The sequence below is a fragment of the Cryobacterium sp. W22_MBD10_FK3 genome, from assembly GCF_052113745.1.
GTDB lineage: Bacteria > Actinomycetota > Actinomycetes > Actinomycetales > Microbacteriaceae > Cryobacterium.
Genome location: NZ_JBGQOH010000002.1, coordinates 232,356 through 248,097 on the forward strand (window position 1 = coordinate 232,356; position 15,742 = coordinate 248,097).

General features: G+C 69.1%; 18 protein-coding genes. 8 read left to right on the top strand and 10 right to left on the bottom strand.

Annotated features, from left to right (window positions below; translation table 11 throughout):
* Positions 1–5 precede the first annotated feature (5 nt).
* Positions 6–614 carry a nucleotidyltransferase family protein gene (locus ACEN2M_RS04025; protein WP_441646844.1) on the bottom strand — a complete coding sequence of 203 codons (609 nt, stop codon included), beginning with the start codon at positions 612–614 and terminating at the stop codon, positions 6–8.
* Between the two features lie 50 nt (positions 615–664).
* Here ACEN2M_RS04025 and uraD point away from each other — a divergent pair, with 50 nt between their 5' ends.
* Both uraD and uraH read left to right on the top strand, forming a co-directional pair.
* Complete coding sequence (uraD, locus tag ACEN2M_RS04030) at positions 665–1,216, top strand: 2-oxo-4-hydroxy-4-carboxy-5-ureidoimidazoline decarboxylase (RefSeq protein WP_441646845.1); 552 nt, start codon at positions 665–667, stop codon at positions 1,214–1,216.
* Complete coding sequence (gene uraH, locus ACEN2M_RS04035) at positions 1,213–1,557, top strand: hydroxyisourate hydrolase (RefSeq protein WP_441646846.1); 345 nt, start codon at positions 1,213–1,215, stop codon at positions 1,555–1,557. The genes uraD and uraH overlap by 4 nt, the downstream gene beginning before the upstream one ends.
* 25 nt (positions 1,558–1,582) lie before the next feature.
* Here uraH and ACEN2M_RS04040 read toward each other — a convergent pair whose 3' ends face one another.
* The 4 genes from ACEN2M_RS04040 to ACEN2M_RS04055 all read right to left on the bottom strand — a co-directional run bounded on the left by ACEN2M_RS04040 (position 1,583) and on the right by ACEN2M_RS04055 (position 4,363).
* Complete coding sequence (locus ACEN2M_RS04040; protein ID WP_441646847.1) at positions 1,583–2,113, bottom strand: hypothetical protein; 531 nt, start codon at positions 2,111–2,113, stop codon at positions 1,583–1,585.
* Positions 2,114–2,186: 73 nt separating this feature from the next.
* Complete coding sequence (locus tag ACEN2M_RS04045; RefSeq protein ID WP_441646848.1) at positions 2,187–3,137, bottom strand: hypothetical protein; 951 nt, start codon at positions 3,135–3,137, stop codon at positions 2,187–2,189.
* 6 nt (positions 3,138–3,143) lie between these two features.
* Positions 3,144–3,869: an SOS response-associated peptidase gene (locus ACEN2M_RS04050; RefSeq protein ID WP_441646849.1), complete on the bottom strand. Its 726-nt coding sequence runs from the start codon at positions 3,867–3,869 to the stop codon at positions 3,144–3,146.
* Between the two features lie 35 nt (positions 3,870–3,904).
* On the bottom strand, positions 3,905–4,363 hold the full coding sequence (locus ACEN2M_RS04055) for a bleomycin resistance protein (protein WP_441646850.1): 459 nt from the start codon (positions 4,361–4,363) through the stop codon (positions 3,905–3,907).
* Between the two features lie 84 nt (positions 4,364–4,447).
* Between ACEN2M_RS04055 and ACEN2M_RS04060 the strand changes: the two genes are divergently transcribed.
* A complete protein-coding gene (locus ACEN2M_RS04060; protein WP_441646851.1) occupies positions 4,448–4,987 on the top strand; it encodes a GNAT family N-acetyltransferase in 540 nt (179 codons plus the stop codon).
* 184 nt (positions 4,988–5,171) lie between these two features.
* Here ACEN2M_RS04060 and ACEN2M_RS04065 read toward each other — a convergent pair whose 3' ends face one another.
* From ACEN2M_RS04065 to ACEN2M_RS04080, 4 genes are all read right to left on the bottom strand, one after another.
* The gene (locus ACEN2M_RS04065) at positions 5,172–6,620 is read right to left on the bottom strand and encodes an amidohydrolase family protein (protein ID WP_441646852.1); all 1,449 of its coding nucleotides are present in this window, start codon (positions 6,618–6,620) and stop codon (positions 5,172–5,174) included.
* Position 6,621: 1 nt separating this feature from the next.
* Positions 6,622–7,530: a factor-independent urate hydroxylase gene (pucL, locus tag ACEN2M_RS04070; RefSeq protein ID WP_441646853.1), complete on the bottom strand. Its 909-nt coding sequence runs from the start codon at positions 7,528–7,530 to the stop codon at positions 6,622–6,624.
* Positions 7,531–7,624: 94 nt separating this feature from the next.
* Positions 7,625–9,001, bottom strand: coding sequence for an allantoinase AllB (gene allB, locus ACEN2M_RS04075; RefSeq protein WP_441646854.1), 1,377 nt, complete (start codon positions 8,999–9,001; stop codon positions 7,625–7,627).
* Between the two features lie 176 nt (positions 9,002–9,177).
* On the bottom strand, positions 9,178–9,891 hold the full coding sequence (locus tag ACEN2M_RS04080) for a GntR family transcriptional regulator (RefSeq protein WP_441646855.1): 714 nt from the start codon (positions 9,889–9,891) through the stop codon (positions 9,178–9,180).
* A 26-nt stretch (positions 9,892–9,917) separates the two neighbouring features.
* Here ACEN2M_RS04080 and ACEN2M_RS04085 point away from each other — a divergent pair, with 26 nt between their 5' ends.
* Positions 9,918–10,679, top strand: coding sequence for an alpha/beta fold hydrolase (locus tag ACEN2M_RS04085; protein WP_441646856.1), 762 nt, complete (start codon positions 9,918–9,920; stop codon positions 10,677–10,679).
* Here the strand turns inward: ACEN2M_RS04085 and add are convergent, their stop codons facing one another.
* A complete protein-coding gene (gene add / locus ACEN2M_RS04090) occupies positions 10,680–11,711 on the bottom strand; it encodes an adenosine deaminase (RefSeq protein ID WP_441646857.1) in 1,032 nt (343 codons plus the stop codon).
* Between the two features lie 313 nt (positions 11,712–12,024).
* Between add and ACEN2M_RS04095 the strand changes: the two genes are divergently transcribed.
* The 4 genes from ACEN2M_RS04095 to ACEN2M_RS04110 all read left to right on the top strand — a co-directional run bounded on the left by ACEN2M_RS04095 (position 12,025) and on the right by ACEN2M_RS04110 (position 15,741).
* The gene (locus ACEN2M_RS04095) at positions 12,025–13,113 is read left to right on the top strand and encodes an ABC transporter substrate-binding protein (protein WP_441646858.1); all 1,089 of its coding nucleotides are present in this window, start codon (positions 12,025–12,027) and stop codon (positions 13,111–13,113) included.
* Positions 13,114–13,256: 143 nt separating this feature from the next.
* Complete coding sequence (locus ACEN2M_RS04100; RefSeq protein ID WP_441646859.1) at positions 13,257–14,078, top strand: ABC transporter ATP-binding protein; 822 nt, start codon at positions 13,257–13,259, stop codon at positions 14,076–14,078.
* Entirely contained in the window at positions 14,078–14,881 is an 804-nt protein-coding gene (locus tag ACEN2M_RS04105) for an ABC transporter permease (protein ID WP_441646860.1), read from the top strand. The genes ACEN2M_RS04100 and ACEN2M_RS04105 overlap by 1 nt, the downstream gene beginning before the upstream one ends.
* On the top strand, positions 14,878–15,741 hold the full coding sequence (locus tag ACEN2M_RS04110; RefSeq protein ID WP_441646861.1) for an ABC transporter permease: 864 nt from the start codon (positions 14,878–14,880) through the stop codon (positions 15,739–15,741). The genes ACEN2M_RS04105 and ACEN2M_RS04110 overlap by 4 nt, the downstream gene beginning before the upstream one ends.
* The last annotated feature ends 1 nt before the right edge of the window (position 15,742 follow it).

The window sequence follows — 15,742 nt, forward strand, 5'->3', positions numbered from 1 at the left end:
GCGGACTACTCCGCGGCCGGCCTGTCCACATCCCGGCCGGTGCCCAGATCGTCGCAGGGCACCGCGGTCACGTCGTGCGCCACCAGGTACGGGCGCGCGCCGGTGTCGCCGTCCAGGCCAACCCGCAACGGCTCCCAGTGTTCGCGGCCGATGACCACCGGATGCCCGGGCCGGCCGCCGAAGTGCGCCTGCCTGAGGGTGCCCGGCGAGGCCCCGGCGACCAGTCGGCGCACGGTGGCGGCGGTGAGGTCGGGCACATCCACCGGCACCAGGGCCACGGCACAGGCGTTGTCGATCTGCTGCAGCGCGGCCAGTCCGGCGGCCAGGGACGCCGAGAGCCCCGCCGCCCACTCGTCGGCATGCACCACCCGCAGCCGGCCCGGGCGCTGGAACCTGTCGGCGGAGGCGCGCAGCAGGCGCTCGGCCTCGGCGCCGCCCGCCCCGAGCACCACCAGCACCGGATCGCAGCCGCCGGCCTCCAGGGCCAGGGCGGCGCGCACCAGCCAGGGCTCGCCGGAGGCATCGACGACCAGCGCCTTCGGCATGCCGTACCGGCTGCCCGCGCCGGCGGCCAGGACCAGGCCGGCCACCCGGGGCGTGTCTCTGGAGTGCATGCCTGTCATCGTAGGGGCAGCGGCCAACCACGCTCCCCTTGGAAGGACCCATGAACACGATTCCCGTCGGCGACGACCTGCGCACCGCACTCCTGGCCTGCCTGGCTGTGCCCCGATGGGCCGACGAGGTCGCGGGCCAGGCGCCGTTCGTCTCGGCCGCCGCCCTCATCGACGCGGCCAGGGCGGCCGCGACGCCGCTGCCGCGGAGCGAGATCGACGAGGCCATGGCGGAGCATCCGCGGATCGGCGAGACACCGCAGGGCGCCTCGCGCGCCGCGGGCTTCTCCCGGGCCGAACAGGCCTCCGTCGATGCCGACGACGCCGACCTCGCGGCGGCCATCGCCGACGGCAACCGGGCCTACGAGGACCGATTCGACAGGGTGTTCCTGATCCGCGCCGCCGGCCGCAGCCGCCGGGAGATCCTCACCGAACTAGAGCGCCGGCTCACCCTCGACGACGACAGCGAGGCCGCCATCGTCGGGTCGGAATTGCGCGACATCGCGCTGCTGCGTTTGGGGGTTCTCGCCCTGCAGTGGCAGGATGACTCGGTGCAGCAAACCCCAGCCCCCGATGCAGTCACGCCGACAGGCGAGACGCGATGAGCCCGCGCAGCCACATCACCACCCATGTGCTCGACGCCGGATCAGGCAGCCCCGCGGCAGCCGTCGGCGTGGTTTTGGAGCAGGATCTGCCCGGCGGCTGGCGAGAACTGGCGACGGCGCACACGGATGCCGACGGCCGGGTGGCCGACCTCGGCCCAGCGAGTGTGCCGGCCGGCCGGTACCGCATTACCTTCGACACCGGCAGCTACTATGCCGCTCGTGACCAGGCCACGTTCTACCCGTATGTCACCATCCTCTTCGAGCTGGCCGACGAATCGGCGCACTACCACGTGCCGCTGCTGCTCAGCCCGTTCGCGTACTCCACCTACCGCGGCAGCTGAACCGGGCCGCGGCAGCTGAATCGCCCTACTCCGACGCTGCCGGTGCGACGGCGTCGGCCCGGCTGCGGGTCTCGAGCTTCTTCATCAGCACCGAGGCGGGGAGCAAGGCCAGGCCCAGCGGCACCACGACGTTGCGCAGCGGACTGACCACGACATAGAGGGCATCCAGGGCGATGCTCGGCCGTCCCTGCGCGACGAGGGTCCCCATCCAGCTTTCCAGCGACCCGCCGATCAGCAGGCCGAGCAGCGTGAGGACGACAGCCGCCCAGAACACCCCGGCGGCTGTGACGTTCAGACCAGTCTGCGCGGCGGCATCCGTACCCCGCTCGATCTGCCGGGCCACGAAGAACGCCGCGATCATCAACGTGCCAAGGGGCACGAGCAGCACCAGGGCCACACCGAACGATTCGAACCACCAGCTGTTGGCAGCATCCTGCAGCGAGTCGGCATCGACGAACCGGTACAGGAAATCCCGGCCGACCTGGATGAGCGCACTGGCCACGATCATGCCGATGCCGATCCAGAGGATGACGCGGGCGGAGAAGTTCGCGGGCATGAGGTGCCTTCCGTGTGGGTGATCGTGTCTCGGGCAGGATCACCGGGTGTGCTGCTCAACCTAGCGGTCTTCCTCAGCTGCTGGTCCACCAGTTCAGAACCCGCAGCGCCCGCAACGTCGCCCATCGGCTGGGACCGCTTGGCTCCAGCCGGAACCAGTACCGGCCAGGGTGCGGCCGGTGCCCCGGCCAACGACCGTCGGGACGCCTGGCCGCTGTGACGGCACCGACGGCATCCACCAGCCTCGCGTCACGGGCTGCGTCGACGGCACTGAAGAGCTCGAGGCCGCGGAGGATGTCGAAATGCCACTGCGGGGGAAAGGGGAACCGGATGAAGGCGGGATCGACGACGTCGCCCGTTCGGTGCGAGCGGTACAGCCGGTGCCGGAGGAAGAAGTCCCGCCCGGCCCGCATCGCGTCACCTACCGGACGGGAACCGCCCGCGCGCTCGTAGGTGAGGAGCGCATCCAGGACGGTCACGGAGGTGTTGAAGGACCCGTGCCTGGAGCCGGAGCGAATGGCCTCGCAGTTCCAGCCGCCATCGGGAAGCTGCTGCCCGAGCAGCCAGTCGACGGTGGGATCGAGCCTGTCCTCGGGCAGGCCGAAGCCGGCGCCGAGCAGCACCAGCATGCCGGTGATGCAGGTTTCCGGCTCTCGGATCGTGCGAGCGAGGTTGAGCCCGCCGTCGTAGAACCTCGCGCCGTCCCAGAGACGACGGCACCCGGCCAGCGCCTGCTCGTTGCCCCGCGGCAGGCCCAGCCAATGCAGCAGCAACAGTGTGTAGGTGGTCGAGGTCCACTTGGGGCTGTAGAGCGCGCCGGCCCAGAGTCCGTCCGGGTCCTGCAGCTCCAGCAGTCGGGCGCCCCATCCGCTCGTGGCCACGAGAGCCCGTTCGGCGGTGACCTCCGCGGCGGATGCGTCGGTCAGGTCACGCAGGGCCTGCCAGCGGATCGCCGGATCACCCTCGAGCAACCAGGCGACGGTGTCGGTGCTCTCCTGGTCGGCGGCGGCTGTGGTCACCGTCACCGTCGGCTACGTCTCGACGGGATCGACCAGGGTGGAATCTTGCGGGTCGATCGCCCGCACGCTGTTGACCCGGCGGTCCACCGCGCGGGTGTGCAGGGTGGCCGCGACAGCGGTCGACGTCCGGTCCAGCATCTCGATCAGGGTGGCCCGGTTCGCCGCCGACTCCGCCGGGTTCTCAGCGGTGATCGACTGTGGGTTCAGCCAGGTGGCCCAGGAGTCCGGTTCCAGGAAGGCGGGCATCCGGTCGTGCACGTCGCCGGACGCGTCGCGGGCCTCCCTGGTGACCACGGCGAACACGCGTGACCATTCACCGTCCGCCTCCTTCGTGGCCCAGCTCACCCCGGCGGCCGCGAGCAGGCCGTCGCCGTGGATGAAGTGCGGCTGCTTGTCGCCCTTCTCGCCGGTCCACTCGTAGTAGCCGAGCATCGGCACGATGCAGCGGGCGTTGGAGAACGCGCCCACCCAGAACCTCTGGTCGAGCTTCTCCATGCGGGCGTTGATGATCGGTCCACGCCGGGGCTGCCCGGCCGGCTGGGGCCAGTCCCACTTGGCCAGGGTCACCTCGCGAGTGGGGGACTCGGCATCCGTCGGTTGCCACTCGCGCACGATCGGCGCCGGGTCGGTCGGGGCGATGCTGTAGCTGGGCCGCCAGTCACCGGCCCGGCCGCCGGCCGCGACGAAGTCCCGGATGAGGTCGTCGACGTCTTCGTTCATCGCAAATCGTCCGCACATGTGGGTGAGAATACTCCGGAACGATCACGGTCTGCTCAGGCCGGGCCACCGAGCCGCGAGGAGAACCGCACCAGGTAGCCGTCCGGATCCTGCACCAGGAACTGGGCGACGCCGGCCCTGGTGTCACCGGTGTCGTACCACTTCTCTTCGGCCGCCATGAAGAGGGGCCAGTCGGCAGCGGCGAGGCGGCCGAGCAGCTCGTTGATGGCCGGCACCATGATCTGGAAGTTGATGCCGCGGCCCAGCGGGCGCTCCAGGGCGCCGGCAACCCAGTTGCGTCCGGCGCCGACCTCTTCGAGCATCAGGTGCGCCGTTCCCGAGTGCAGGTAGGCGAAGCCCTCCTGCGGCCGGTCGTAGAGCACCTCGAAGCCGCAGAGCGCCACCCAGAAGCCCATGCTGGCGGAGAGATCCTCCACCAGGAGTTCGGGTACCAGGTCGGGGAAGAACGGCGGTGCGGTGGCGGCGGTGGCGGCGGCGGAGCCCGAAACGGTCATGGCTCCCAGTATGCCGGTGGGCGCCGGTCTGCCGGTGGGCGCCCACGACAGCGGGCGAGAGGACTCCTCCGCCAGAATGAAGCCATGAACGATGTGCAGGAGAGCGCGCCGAACGCCCGACGAACAGCCGAGGTCAGCATCCGGGTCGCTGAGCCGGGGGATTACGGCGCGGTCGCCGACCTGCGCTGGGCGTGGCTGACCGAGAACGGCGACGCACCCGTGGTCGGCCATGAAGAGTTCACTGCGCTGTTCATCGCCTGGGCCGCCGCCAACGCCGGGTCGCACCACTGCACGGTGGCCCGGCGCGGCGACACCGTGATCGGCATGGCCTGGTTGGCGGTAGTGCCCAGGGTTCCGAGCCCGCGGGCGCCGGAGCGGGCATCCGGCGATGTGCAGTGCGTCTACGTCGTTCCGGCCGAGCGGAACTCGGGCATCGGCGGGCGGATCCTTCGGTCCGTCCTCGGTCGGGCTGGCGACCTGGGACTGGAACGGGTCACCGTGCACTCGAGCCCCGACGCCGTCACCGCCTACGAGCGTGCGGGTTTCGCCGCGTCCGAGCGGCTGTTGCAGGCCGGCCCGCAGCCCTCTGCCGGCCCGCGGCCCTCTGGAAGGCTGACCGCATGACCCGCATCGACTCACACCCGGTGCGCCGGGTGCACCAGTCCGCCCGGGCAACACGTGGCTGCTCGCAGACCCGTTCCCAACGGCCCGTCCGGCCGACTGTTGCCAATCCGGACAACTGCACCCGGTGTGCCGGGTGCAGTTGTCCGCACGGGCAACAGTTGGGTGCGGGCCTCCTGGAGCCGGACTAGGGCGCGGTGACCCGGCGGCCGCGCACGAAGACGCCGGTGATGGCCGGCTGGCGAAGGGCCATCAGCAGGGCGAACAGGGTCTGGTCGGTGGCCATCGCCTCGTCGTCGGCGCGGATGCCGTTGGCCAGCACCGCCGCGAGCGGCTCCCACTTGTCTGGCTCGATCAGCAGGAAGTCGGCATCCTTGCCCACATCGAGGTTGCCGTAGCGCTCCTCCATGTCCAGCGCGCGGGCGCCGGCCAGGGTGGCGGTGAAGAGCAGCTCGGCCGGGCTGATCGACAGGCCGGCATCACCGGGTTCGGACAGGTGCACCTTGAAGCAGTCGTTCAGCACCCGGCTCATCAGCCATTCGTCGCCCGCGCCGATGTCGGAGCCCAGCGCCACGTTCACACCGAAGCCGGTGGTGCGGGTCCACGGCATGGTGCCGGAGCCGAGGAACTGCTGCGACGTGGGGCAGTGCGCGATCGAGGAGCCGGTCTCGGCCAGCCGGGCCAGTTCGACGTCTTCGCAGTGCACGGCATGCGCGAGGATGCTGCGCCGGCCGAGCAGGCTCGACCCACCCACGGTCGAACCGGGCAGGAACCGGCCGTCGTAGGTGTCGAGGTAGGTGTCGACCTGGTAGATCGCCTTCACCACGTCGACCTCGCCGGTCTCCGGACGGTTGTTCTCGTTGAGGTGGCTGTGGAAGTAGACGCCGTCGCCGCGTACCCCGTCATAGAGCTCGCCGAGCGCCGCGAGGGTGTGCGGCGTCACCGAGAGGCTGAACCTGGGCACGACGGCCACCTGCAGCAGCGCCGTGCGCGAGTCGCCGGTGTCGCGGGCGTGCCAACGGGAGATCTCGTCGCTGACCAGGTCGAGCGCCCGGCTCTCCGAGGTCACCAGTGCGCTGGCCGAGTCGGGTCCGACCGTCTGGATGCCGCGACCGCTGACCAGACGGAGGCCGGCTCGTTCGGACTCGGTGAACAGGGCGTCCTGGGCGTGCGGGAAGGCCGAGCCGAACACCAGGGCACTCGTGGTGCCTGCCGCCGTGCGCCGTCGGGTGAAGTCGCGGGCGATCGCGGCCGCGAAGTCGTCGTTCTGCAGCCGGGTCTCGGCCGGGAACACGCAGTTGTCCAGCCATTCGAGCAGCTGGCCGCCGCCGTAGGCATCCGTGGAGTAGGTCTGCGGAAAGTGCGCGTGGGTGTCGACGAAGCCGGGCAGGATGAAGCCGCCCCGGGTGTCGGTGACCGGCAGGGAGCCGAAACCGGCGGGCAGCTGGTCGGCGTGGCCGACCCAGGCGATGGTGCCGTCTGGCGCGGTGACCAGCGCGCCCTGCGGCAGCGAGACCAGGTGCGCGGGCGCCTCGGCGAGGCTGGGCGAGCCGGCGACGTGGAAGACATGGCCGAGGTAGACGTGGCCGAGCGAGCCGGAGGCCGGCGAGCCGGCGCCGTCGAGAGTGTGCGTCATGTCAGACCAGCCCGGTGTAGGAGTCCCAGGCGGGGCCGGCATCCGTGGCGTCGTCGTGCATGACGGTGGCCTGGATGAGCCCGTATGGCCGGTCGGCGGCGTGGTAGACCTCGTTGTTGTTCTCCACACCGAACGGTGAGAGGTCGTAGAGGAAGTGATGCTTGTTGGGCGCGGACAGCCGGATCTCGGCGATGTTCGGATATGCCTCGAGCACGGCCTCGCCCATCTTGTAGAGGGTCTGCTGCAGGGCGAGGGAGTGCACCACGGCGAACTGGGTCTTCAGCAACGCGGAGATGCCGGCGTAGGTGGCTTCCCAGTCGACGTCGGTGTGATCGGTGAAGCGCCAGCCGGCGGTGAGGGAGGTGGCCATCACCCTGTCGGTGGTGGGCTGCAGAAGCGTGTACGGGTCCTGCATGAAACCGGAGAACTCCGACCCGGTGGATTTTAGCAGGATCAGGTCTTTCAGACCGCCGACCACCCAGATCTGCTGGTCGGCGCCGGTGCCCTCCACCGAGATCGCCGCGGTGCGCACCTCCTGGCCGCGGCGCACCCAGGTGTGGTCGTGCTCGGTGCCGTCCACGACCACGCGCTCCCAGGCGAACTCCTCGATCTCCACGCGGGAGCCGGCGACCGACGTGATGTGGTCGACGAAGTGGCTGGCCAGGTCGAGGCCGTAGCTTTCGATCGAGAGCAGGCCCTTCTCCTTGGCGAAGGAGTACGCGGTCTGCTTCTGGGTGTCGGTGGGCAGCACCTGCAGCTGGTCGCCGGCCAGGTGGGCGTCGGCGAAGTCGCCGTGCAGGGCCGTGGAGACGCTGATGTCGTGGATCTCGTGGCGAGGAGTGTCGCGGTAGATGCGCACGATGCGGTTCTCCGCCTTGCCGTAGCGGTTGGGTCCGAGAACTATCGACATGGGTGCTCCTTCTGGTTCGTACGATGCCGTGTGTGCAAGAAAGGTGTGGTCAGCGGGCGGTGTCAGTGGCGGGCGGTGTCAGTGGCGGGCGCTGTCATTGGCGAGCGCTGTCATTAGCAGCGCTGCGCAGACGACCGGCAGGCGGCCGACCGGATGCGGCGTCGTCGGCGTCGTCGTAGATCAGCTCGCCGGCCAGCCAGGTGCTGTGCACCCGGCCGAACAGGGTGGCACCGTCGAAGGCGCTGACCCGGTTCTTGTGCCGCAGGGTGTCGACGTTCACGGTGAAGGCCTCGTCGGGAGCGAACGCCACCAGGTCGGCAGCCGCGCCGACGGTGATGGCCCCGGCGGGCAGTCCGGCGAAGTCGGCCGTGGCGCCGCACATCCAGTGCAGCACCTGCTCGAGCGCGAGCCCGCGGGCCCTGGCGGCCGTCCACACGGCGGGCAGGCTCAGCTGCAGGCCGGAGATGCCGCCCCAGGCCAGGCCGAAGTCGCCGCCGTGGCCGAGCTTGAGTTCCCGGGTGGCCGGCGAGTGGTCAGAGGCGATGACATCGATGACGCCGTCGACCAGGCCCTGCCAGAGCAGGTCGCGGTTGGCCTCGTTGCGGATCGGCGGGCAGCACTTGAAAGCCGTGGCGCCGTCGGCGATGGCCTCGGCGGCGAAGCTGAGGTAGTGCGGGCAGGTCTCCACGGTGATCGGCAGGCCCTCGGCGCGGGCGGCGGCCAGCCTCGGCAGCACCAGCGCGGAGGAGAGGTGCAGGATGTGGGCGCGCACGCCGGTGCGCCGCACCACGTCGATCACCCGGGCGATCGCGGCGTCCTCGGCCGCATCCGGCCGGCTGGCGACGAAGTCCCGGTAGCCGGTCCCGCCCGCGTTCTGGGCGCTTTCCAGCACCGCAGGGTCCTCGGCGTGCACGATGAGCAGGCCGCCGAAGCCGGCGATCTCCGTGGCTGCGGTCTCGAGCTCGGCCGGGGACAGGTGCGGGAACTCGTCGACGCCGGAGGGGGAGAGGAAGGCCTTGAAACCGAAGACGCCGGCGTGATGCAACGGCTCGAGCGAACCGAGGTTGCCCGGCACCGCGCCGCCCCAGAAGCCCACATTGACCATGGCCTGGGGCGCGGCCGCCTGGCGCTTCAACTCCAGGGCGGCGACCGTGACCGTGGGCGGGATGCTGTTCAGCGGCATGTCGATGATCGTGGTGACCCCGCCGGCGGCGGCGGCGCGGGTGGCGCTAGCAAAGCCCTCCCAGTCGGTGCGGCCGGGTTCGTTGACGTGCACGTGGGTGTCGACGACACCGGGCTGCAGCACCTGACCGGCCGGCAGGGTGAGGTCGCGTCGGGTCGCCAGGGGTGCATCCACCTCGGTGACGGCCCGGATGACGCCGTCGGCGATCGCGACAGCTGCCGGCGTGAAAACCGACTCTGACCCGTGCCCGGTCAGCACACGAGCCGAGCGGATGACCAGGTCGTACATCGCATCTCCTCGGGTGTCGATCGGCTTTGCAGGGCACCTCGAACGAGTGGATTCCGGGCCGGTTCGAGGTCGTATCTGTCACCCTAGTGAACTCGTTCCTGCGCCGTTCCGGGGTTCGGAAATATGCCCGACACACGAGATCGGCCGTGCTGAAACAGCGCCCGCCCGCGCCGGTGTCACCCCGGGGGAGCCGCGTCGGACGTGTCGAGACCGGATGACCGGGTGCCGGAACCGACTGAACCGTCGGCCGGGACGCTCGGGAGGCTGTGCCAGGTGTCGAAGGCGACCATGGCGGCCCCGTCGGCGTCCATCGACCGGCACAGCTGGATCAACTCGTCGTGCCGGGCGAAGGACCTTCGACCGTCGAGCGACGAGAAGCGCAGTCGTTCGGCACGTCGCACCATCGGGGTGAACTGGTCGAGGACCGCCGCGAGCGCACGGTTTCCCGACGCCCGCACCGGAACGGCGTGCAACTCGTCGTCGGCACGGATCGCGGCTTCGACATCGCCCCATTCGATGGCGAGCCCGAAGCGCCGGTTGGCCTCGCGCATCGTGCTGATGTCACCCTCGGTCAGGTGCGGCACGGACTCCCGAACGGCGAGCTCGTGCAGGGCGGCCACGACGCCGCGGGCGTCTCGCACGGCGGAGAGGTCGACTGGGCTCACACTGGTCGAGCGGCCGGGACGGCTGACGACCAGACCCGCCTGGGTCAGCCTCAACAGTGCCTCACGCACCGGTGTGCGGCTGACGCCGAGCCAGGTCGCGAGGTCGGTGTCCCGCAGCTGCTCACCCGGCGCGAAGGTGCCGTCCACGATGGCGTCTCGCAACCGCCCGTAGACATCGTCTCGGAGCAGCGTGCGGGCGACGGCGGGCGTCCGGGGAATCGGCATGCAACCCATCGAAAGGAACGAAAGTCATGTCTGTACCCACCAAGAACACCGACAAGCCCACGATCGTTCTCGTGCACGGAGCCTTCGCAGACTCCTCGAGCTGGAACGACGTGATAGCCGCGCTGCACGGGGACGGGTTCCCGGTGATCGCCCCCGCCAACCCACTCCGTGACCTCCACGAGGATGCCGCCTACCTGCGCAGCCTCATCGACAGCGTCGACGGGCCGATTGTGCTGGTCGGTCACTCCTACGGCGGAAGCGTGATGAGCGAGGCCGCGGAGGGCGCGACCCAGGTGCGGGCCCTGGTCTACATCGCCAGCTTCCTTCTGGAAGCGGGGGAGAGCACCGCCGAACTCGCCGGAAAGTACCCGGGTGGCCAGCTCGGCCCCGCGCTCAATCCGGTGCCGTTCTCGGCGGGCGGCGTGAACGGAACCGACCTGTACATCCAGCAGGACCGATTCCGGGCGGTCTTCGCCGCCGATCTGCCCGACTCCAAGGCCGCCCTCATGGCCGCGACCCAACGCCCCATCGCCGCGAGCGCACTCGACGACAGGGCGGACAAGGCCGCGTGGGCGTCGATCCCGTCCTGGACCCTGATCACCACGCAGGATCTCAACATCCCGGCAGAGTCGATGAGGTACATGGCCAGACGGGCCAACTCCACCGCGGTCGAGATCGATGCCTCCCACGCTGTCGCGGTGTCTCGACCGGATGCCGTGGCCGAGCTCATCCGGCAGGCTGCGCGCGACACCAGCAGGGTGGCCGTCGGCGCCGGCAGCGCCGACTGACTACTCGGCTCGGTATCCCGCGACGTACGCATCGATGGACGCCAGGTAGGCCTGCTTCTCGGCGTCGGGCAGCCAGGATGCCTGGAAGGAGTTCTTGGCCAGCAGCACCAGCTCGTCGGCGTCCAGCCCGGCCTTCTCGGCCAGCGCGAGGTAGTTGTCGGCCACATAGGCGCCGAAGTAGGCGGGGTCGTCGGAGTTCACGGTGACCAGCACGCCGAAGTTCAGCAGGGCCACCATCTCGACGGCCTTCATGTCGGCAGTGACGAAACTGTTCGACACCGGACAGCAGGTGAGACCGATGCCCCGCTCCCGCACCAGGGTGACCAGCTCGGGGTTCTCCACGATGTTGGTGCCGTGGTCGATGCGGTCCACCGCGATGTCTTCGAGCACCTGGCGGATGTTCTCGATGCTGCCGACCTGGTCGATGTCGCAGTGCATGGTGAGCTTGAGCCCGTTCGCCCTGGCGAGGGCGAAGACCTCGGCGAACTTCGCGGGCGGGTTCTCGCGCTCGTCGGAGTCGAGGCCGACGCCGATGAACCTGTCGACGTAGGGGAGCGCCGACCGCAGCGTCTCCAGGGCGCTCTCGGCCGAGAAGTCGCGCAGGAAGCAGAGGATCAGCTCGGCGGAGACACCGAGGTCTGCGGCATCCACGGCGGCCCGGTGGTAACCGACGATGACGGCTTCGATGGGTATGCCCCTGGAGGTGTGTGCCTGCGGGTCGAAGAACGCCTCCACCCGGCGCACCCCGTCGGCGGCGGCCCGGCGGAAGTAGGCGGTGGCGAGGTCGTAGAAGTCGGCCTCGGTGACGAGCACGTCCATCGCGGGGTAGTACACGGCGAGGAAGCTCGCGAGCGAATCGAACTCGTAGGTGGCGCGCACCTGTTCCACGGTGCTCTGACCGATGTCCACTCCGTTCCGGCGCGCCAGCTCCAGCTTGAGCTCCGGCTCGAGGGTGCCTTCGAGGTGCAGGTGTAGTTCGGCCTTGGGCAGGCCGGTGACGAAGGCTGAGGTCGGTACGATGGCTGTAGACATTGGGGTTCCTTTCTGCGTGGACCCCGTGACGCTATCACGCCAGGGTTCCGGGGCCGCTCGGCAAGGAATCCCGCGTTTCAGCACGACTTTTTCGCCGTAATGAGCCGGAAATGTCTCGGTCTTCATGGCGTCACACACAGCAATTAGTGTTCGAGTCATCCGAACATTTGTTGCAGCGGATGCGACGTCGTGAAACACCGCAATCACACCAGCACCACCCCGCACGACATCACATTCACACAACAGGCACCCCGCCCCAGCACGCCGTTGAGTTCCACGGCAACCCCCGAGCACCACCGAGAGGAACAGCGTCATGACGCAAGCCCCCGTTTTCCTGATCAATCGTCGATCTGTCAAGAACATCGGCAAGGGTGTGGCCGTCGCGGCCGCGCTCACCCTGCTGCTCAGCTCCTGCGCGAGCGACGCAGGTTCCTCCGAGTCGGGCTCCGGCGACGCCGCGTCGTTCGGCGACGCGAGCATCCAGCTCTCCTGGATCAAGAACACCGAGTTCATGGGTGAGTTCGTCGCCGATGACGCCGGCTATTTCACCGAGGCGGGCTTCGACTCCGTCGACCTGATCCCCGGCCCGGCCTCCGCCGAGGCCGGCGTCATCTCCGGCAACGTCGACCTCGGTGTCGGTAACGCCATCTCCACAGGCACCGTCATCGCCGAGGAGGGTGCACCGCTGAAGATCATCGGCGCGACCTACCAGAAGAACCCGTTCACGATCCTCTCGCTGGCCGGCGTCGGCAACATCGCCACCCTCGACGACCTCGCGGGCAAGACCATCGGTGTGCAGGCCAGCAACCAGAGCCTGTGGGACGCGTTCCTCGCGGTCAATGAGATCGACCCCTCCACGATCACCGTCGTGCCTGTCGAGTACGACCCGACCCCGCTCTTCAACGGCGAGGTGGACGGCTGGTTCGCCTACCTCACCAACGAGTCGATCGACGCCGAGCTGGCCGGTCTCGACCCCGTGAACCTGCCGCTGGCCGACAACGGCCTGCCGTTCGTCGCCGAGACCTTCACCGCTTCCGACGACGCCATCGCCAACGACCGTGAGATGCTCAAGGCCCTGCTGGTCGCCGAGATCAAGGGCTGGGCGGACGCGATCAACGACCCGACCGCCGCCGCGACCCTCACCGTTGACACCTACGGCAAGGACCTCGGACTGACCATGGAGAAGGAGACCCGCCAGGCGGAGATCCAGGCCACCGACCTCGTGGTCAGCTCCGACACCAAGACCAACGGCCTCTTCACGATCAGCGACACCCTGCAGAAGGAATCCATCAAGACGCTGAAGGCCGCCGGCATCACGATCGACGCGAAGTCACTGTTCGACATGAGCCTGCTGGCCGAGGTGTACGAGGAGAACCCCGACCTCATCGCCTACAGCAAGTAACGCCCGAACCACTCTGCAGTAGCTACAACCGCACAGTCGCACCACGGTTCGGTCTCGCCCCCGGCACCCGTCTTTCGAGGCGGGTGCCGTCGGCGATACTGAACTCATCGGTACCCGACCACGCCCAGTAAGGAATGTACGACGTGAGCACGATCGACACCGGTCTCCCCAACCCCGCTTCGGGAACCGGACTGCACATCTCAGGGCTACACAAGACCTTCTCTGTCGGTCGCAAGGAGGTTGTCGCGCTCGACAACGCCAACCTGCACACCGACAAGGGCAGCTTCCTGTCGCTGCTCGGCCCCTCCGGCTGCGGCAAATCCACCATCCTCCGCATCCTCGCGGGACTCGAGACTCCCACCAGCGGCACCACCCGCGTCGATGGCAAGAGCCCCGCCGAACTCCGCAGCGGCCACGAACTCGGCATCGCCTTCCAGGACTCCGCCCTGCTGCCCTGGCGCAGTGTGCGCAGCAACATCAAACTCCCCTTCGAGGTCGCCAGGATGCCTGTCGACGAGGACTACGTCACCGAACTGATCCAGCTCGTGGGTCTCACCGGTTTTGAGAAGGCCAAGCCGGCGCAGCTCTCCGGTGGCATGCGCCAGCGCGTCTCGATCGCCCGGTCGCTCGTGCTCAAGCCCTCGGTGTTGCTGCTCGACGAACCGTTCGGCGCCCTCGACGACATGACCCGCCAGCGCCTCAACATCGAGCTGCTGCGCATCTGGACGGAGAAGCCCGCCACCACCCTGATGGTCACGCACGGCATCTCCGAGGCGATCTTCCTCTCCGACCAGGTGGCCGTGATGAGCCCCAGGCCCGGCCGGGTCAAGGAGGTCATCGAAATCGACCTGCCCCGCCCGCGCCTGCCCGAGATGATGCGCACCCCCGAGTTCCATGCCCTGCACGACCGGGCCTCGGAGCTGCTCTTCGGTGCAGACACACCGGCCGCCGCCGGGGCACACTGATGCCGATCAGCCGCGCCCTGCCCAGTTGGGCCACCGGACTCATCGGCGTCATCGTCGTGGTGGCGCTGTGGTGGGTGAGTGCGCTCACGATCTTCCAGAACGCCGGCTCGGTACCGGGCGGCGCCATCCCCACCCCGGCCGACGTGGTGGCGCAGTTCACCGGCGACGGCATCGGTTTCTACTGGCCGCACATAGTTATGACCCTCAACGAGGCGGCCATCGGCTTTCTCTGGGGCAACGGCCTGGCGCTGTTGCTGGCCGGACTGGTGCTGATCGTGCCGCGCATCGAGAAGATCGCGCTGCAGGTCGCCGTGATCACCTACTGCGTGCCGATCGTGGCCATCGGCCCCATCGCATACACGGTGATCGGGCCGCCCCGCGGCGAGCCGTCCGGTACCGCGATCTTCCTCGCAGCCCTCTCGGTGTTCTTCACCACCGTGGTCGGATCCCTGGTCGGCCTGAAGGCCGCGGATCAGGCCAGCCTGGACCTCGTGACCGTGTACGGCGGCACCAAGTTCACCCAGCTGCGCAAGGTGCGCATCATCGCCGGCATGCCCAGCGTTCTGAACGCCCTGCAGATCGCCGCGCCCGCGGCCTTGCTCGGCGCTATCCTCGGTGAGTACTTCGGTGGCGCCGAACGAGGCCTCGGTGTTGCCATGCTGGTCGCCGGAAACGCCGCCAATGTGGAACGGGTCTGGAGCCTGGCCCTGGTCGCCGGGCTGCTGGCCGGCCTGGGCTACCTGCTCTTCGCCCTCGTGTCCCGTTTCGCCACCCCCTGGACCACCGGACGGAGCAGTTCATGAGCGCCACCACCCTCGCTGCCGGCAAGCCGGCCGTCGCGGCCAAGTCCACCGGCGCCCAGGCCCGCGGTGTGGGTTCTTTCGTCGGCCGCGCCCTGGCGACCGGGGTGCTCACCCTGGTGATCGTGCTCGCGGCCTGGCAGGGCCTGATCCTGGCCCTGGGCATCTCGCCGTTCATCGCCAAGGGCCCCCTCGACGTCTGGAACTGGCTGTTCACCCTGCCGGCGGCGGCGGAGAACCGCGCGGTCATCCTGACCAACCTGGGCGTCACGCTCAACGACGCCTTCCTCGGTTTCGTGGCCGGGTTGCTGCTCGCCCTTGTCCTGGCCACGGTGTTCACCCTGTCCAAGGGCATCGAACACGCCCTGATGCCCATCGCGCTGCTGCTGCGCAGCGTGCCGCTGGTGGCGTTCGTGCCGGTGCTGATCCTCATCACCGGCCGCGGGCCGAGCATCGCCGTGGTCACCGGCGCCATCGTGGTGCTCTTCCCTGCGCTCGTGAACATCGCCTTCGGCCTGCGGTCGGCCTCACCCCAGGTGAGCGACGTGATCGCCGTCTACGGCGGCACCCCGTTCACCGCGCTCCGCAAGGTGGCCCTGCCCAGTTCGCTGCCGTCGTTCTTCGCCGCCATCAAGATCTCCATCCCCGGCGCCATCACCGGTGCCCTGCTTGCCGAGTGGCTCGCCACCGGCCAGGGCCTCGGCTACAGCATCGTCGTCGCGGTCTCGCAGGTGAAGAACTTCGAGGTCTGGTCGTCCGTCGTGGTGATCACCATCGTCTCGATGGTGCTCTACGGCGTGGCGCAGTTCGCCGAGAACCTGGTGCTGCGGCGGATGGGCATGGACCAGAGCGCGAGCAGCTAGC

Excerpts from the sequence above, each read along its gene's own strand:
- ACEN2M_RS04025 (WP_441646844.1), bottom strand. The coding sequence starts at position 614 with ATGCACTCCAGAGACACGCCCCGGGTGGCCGGCCTGGTCCTGGCCGCC.
- uraD (WP_441646845.1), top strand. The coding sequence starts at position 665 with ATGAACACGATTCCCGTCGGCGACGACCTGCGCACCGCACTCCTGGCC.
- uraH (WP_441646846.1), top strand. The coding sequence starts at position 1,213 with ATGAGCCCGCGCAGCCACATCACCACCCATGTGCTCGACGCCGGATCA.
- ACEN2M_RS04040 (WP_441646847.1), bottom strand. The coding sequence starts at position 2,113 with ATGCCCGCGAACTTCTCCGCCCGCGTCATCCTCTGGATCGGCATCGGC.
- ACEN2M_RS04050 (WP_441646849.1), bottom strand. The coding sequence starts at position 3,869 with ATGTGCGGACGATTTGCGATGAACGAAGACGTCGACGACCTCATCCGG.
- ACEN2M_RS04055 (WP_441646850.1), bottom strand. The coding sequence starts at position 4,363 with ATGACCGTTTCGGGCTCCGCCGCCGCCACCGCCGCCACCGCACCGCCG.
- ACEN2M_RS04060 (WP_441646851.1), top strand. The coding sequence starts at position 4,448 with ATGAACGATGTGCAGGAGAGCGCGCCGAACGCCCGACGAACAGCCGAG.
- ACEN2M_RS04065 (WP_441646852.1), bottom strand. The coding sequence starts at position 6,620 with ATGACGCACACTCTCGACGGCGCCGGCTCGCCGGCCTCCGGCTCGCTC.
- pucL (WP_441646853.1), bottom strand. The coding sequence starts at position 7,530 with ATGTCGATAGTTCTCGGACCCAACCGCTACGGCAAGGCGGAGAACCGC.
- allB (WP_441646854.1), bottom strand. The coding sequence starts at position 9,001 with ATGTACGACCTGGTCATCCGCTCGGCTCGTGTGCTGACCGGGCACGGG.
- ACEN2M_RS04080 (WP_441646855.1), bottom strand. The coding sequence starts at position 9,891 with ATGCCGATTCCCCGGACGCCCGCCGTCGCCCGCACGCTGCTCCGAGAC.
- ACEN2M_RS04085 (WP_441646856.1), top strand. The coding sequence starts at position 9,918 with ATGTCTGTACCCACCAAGAACACCGACAAGCCCACGATCGTTCTCGTG.
- add (WP_441646857.1), bottom strand. The coding sequence starts at position 11,711 with ATGTCTACAGCCATCGTACCGACCTCAGCCTTCGTCACCGGCCTGCCC.
- ACEN2M_RS04095 (WP_441646858.1), top strand. The coding sequence starts at position 12,025 with ATGACGCAAGCCCCCGTTTTCCTGATCAATCGTCGATCTGTCAAGAAC.
- ACEN2M_RS04105 (WP_441646860.1), top strand. The coding sequence starts at position 14,078 with ATGCCGATCAGCCGCGCCCTGCCCAGTTGGGCCACCGGACTCATCGGC.
- ACEN2M_RS04110 (WP_441646861.1), top strand. The coding sequence starts at position 14,878 with ATGAGCGCCACCACCCTCGCTGCCGGCAAGCCGGCCGTCGCGGCCAAG.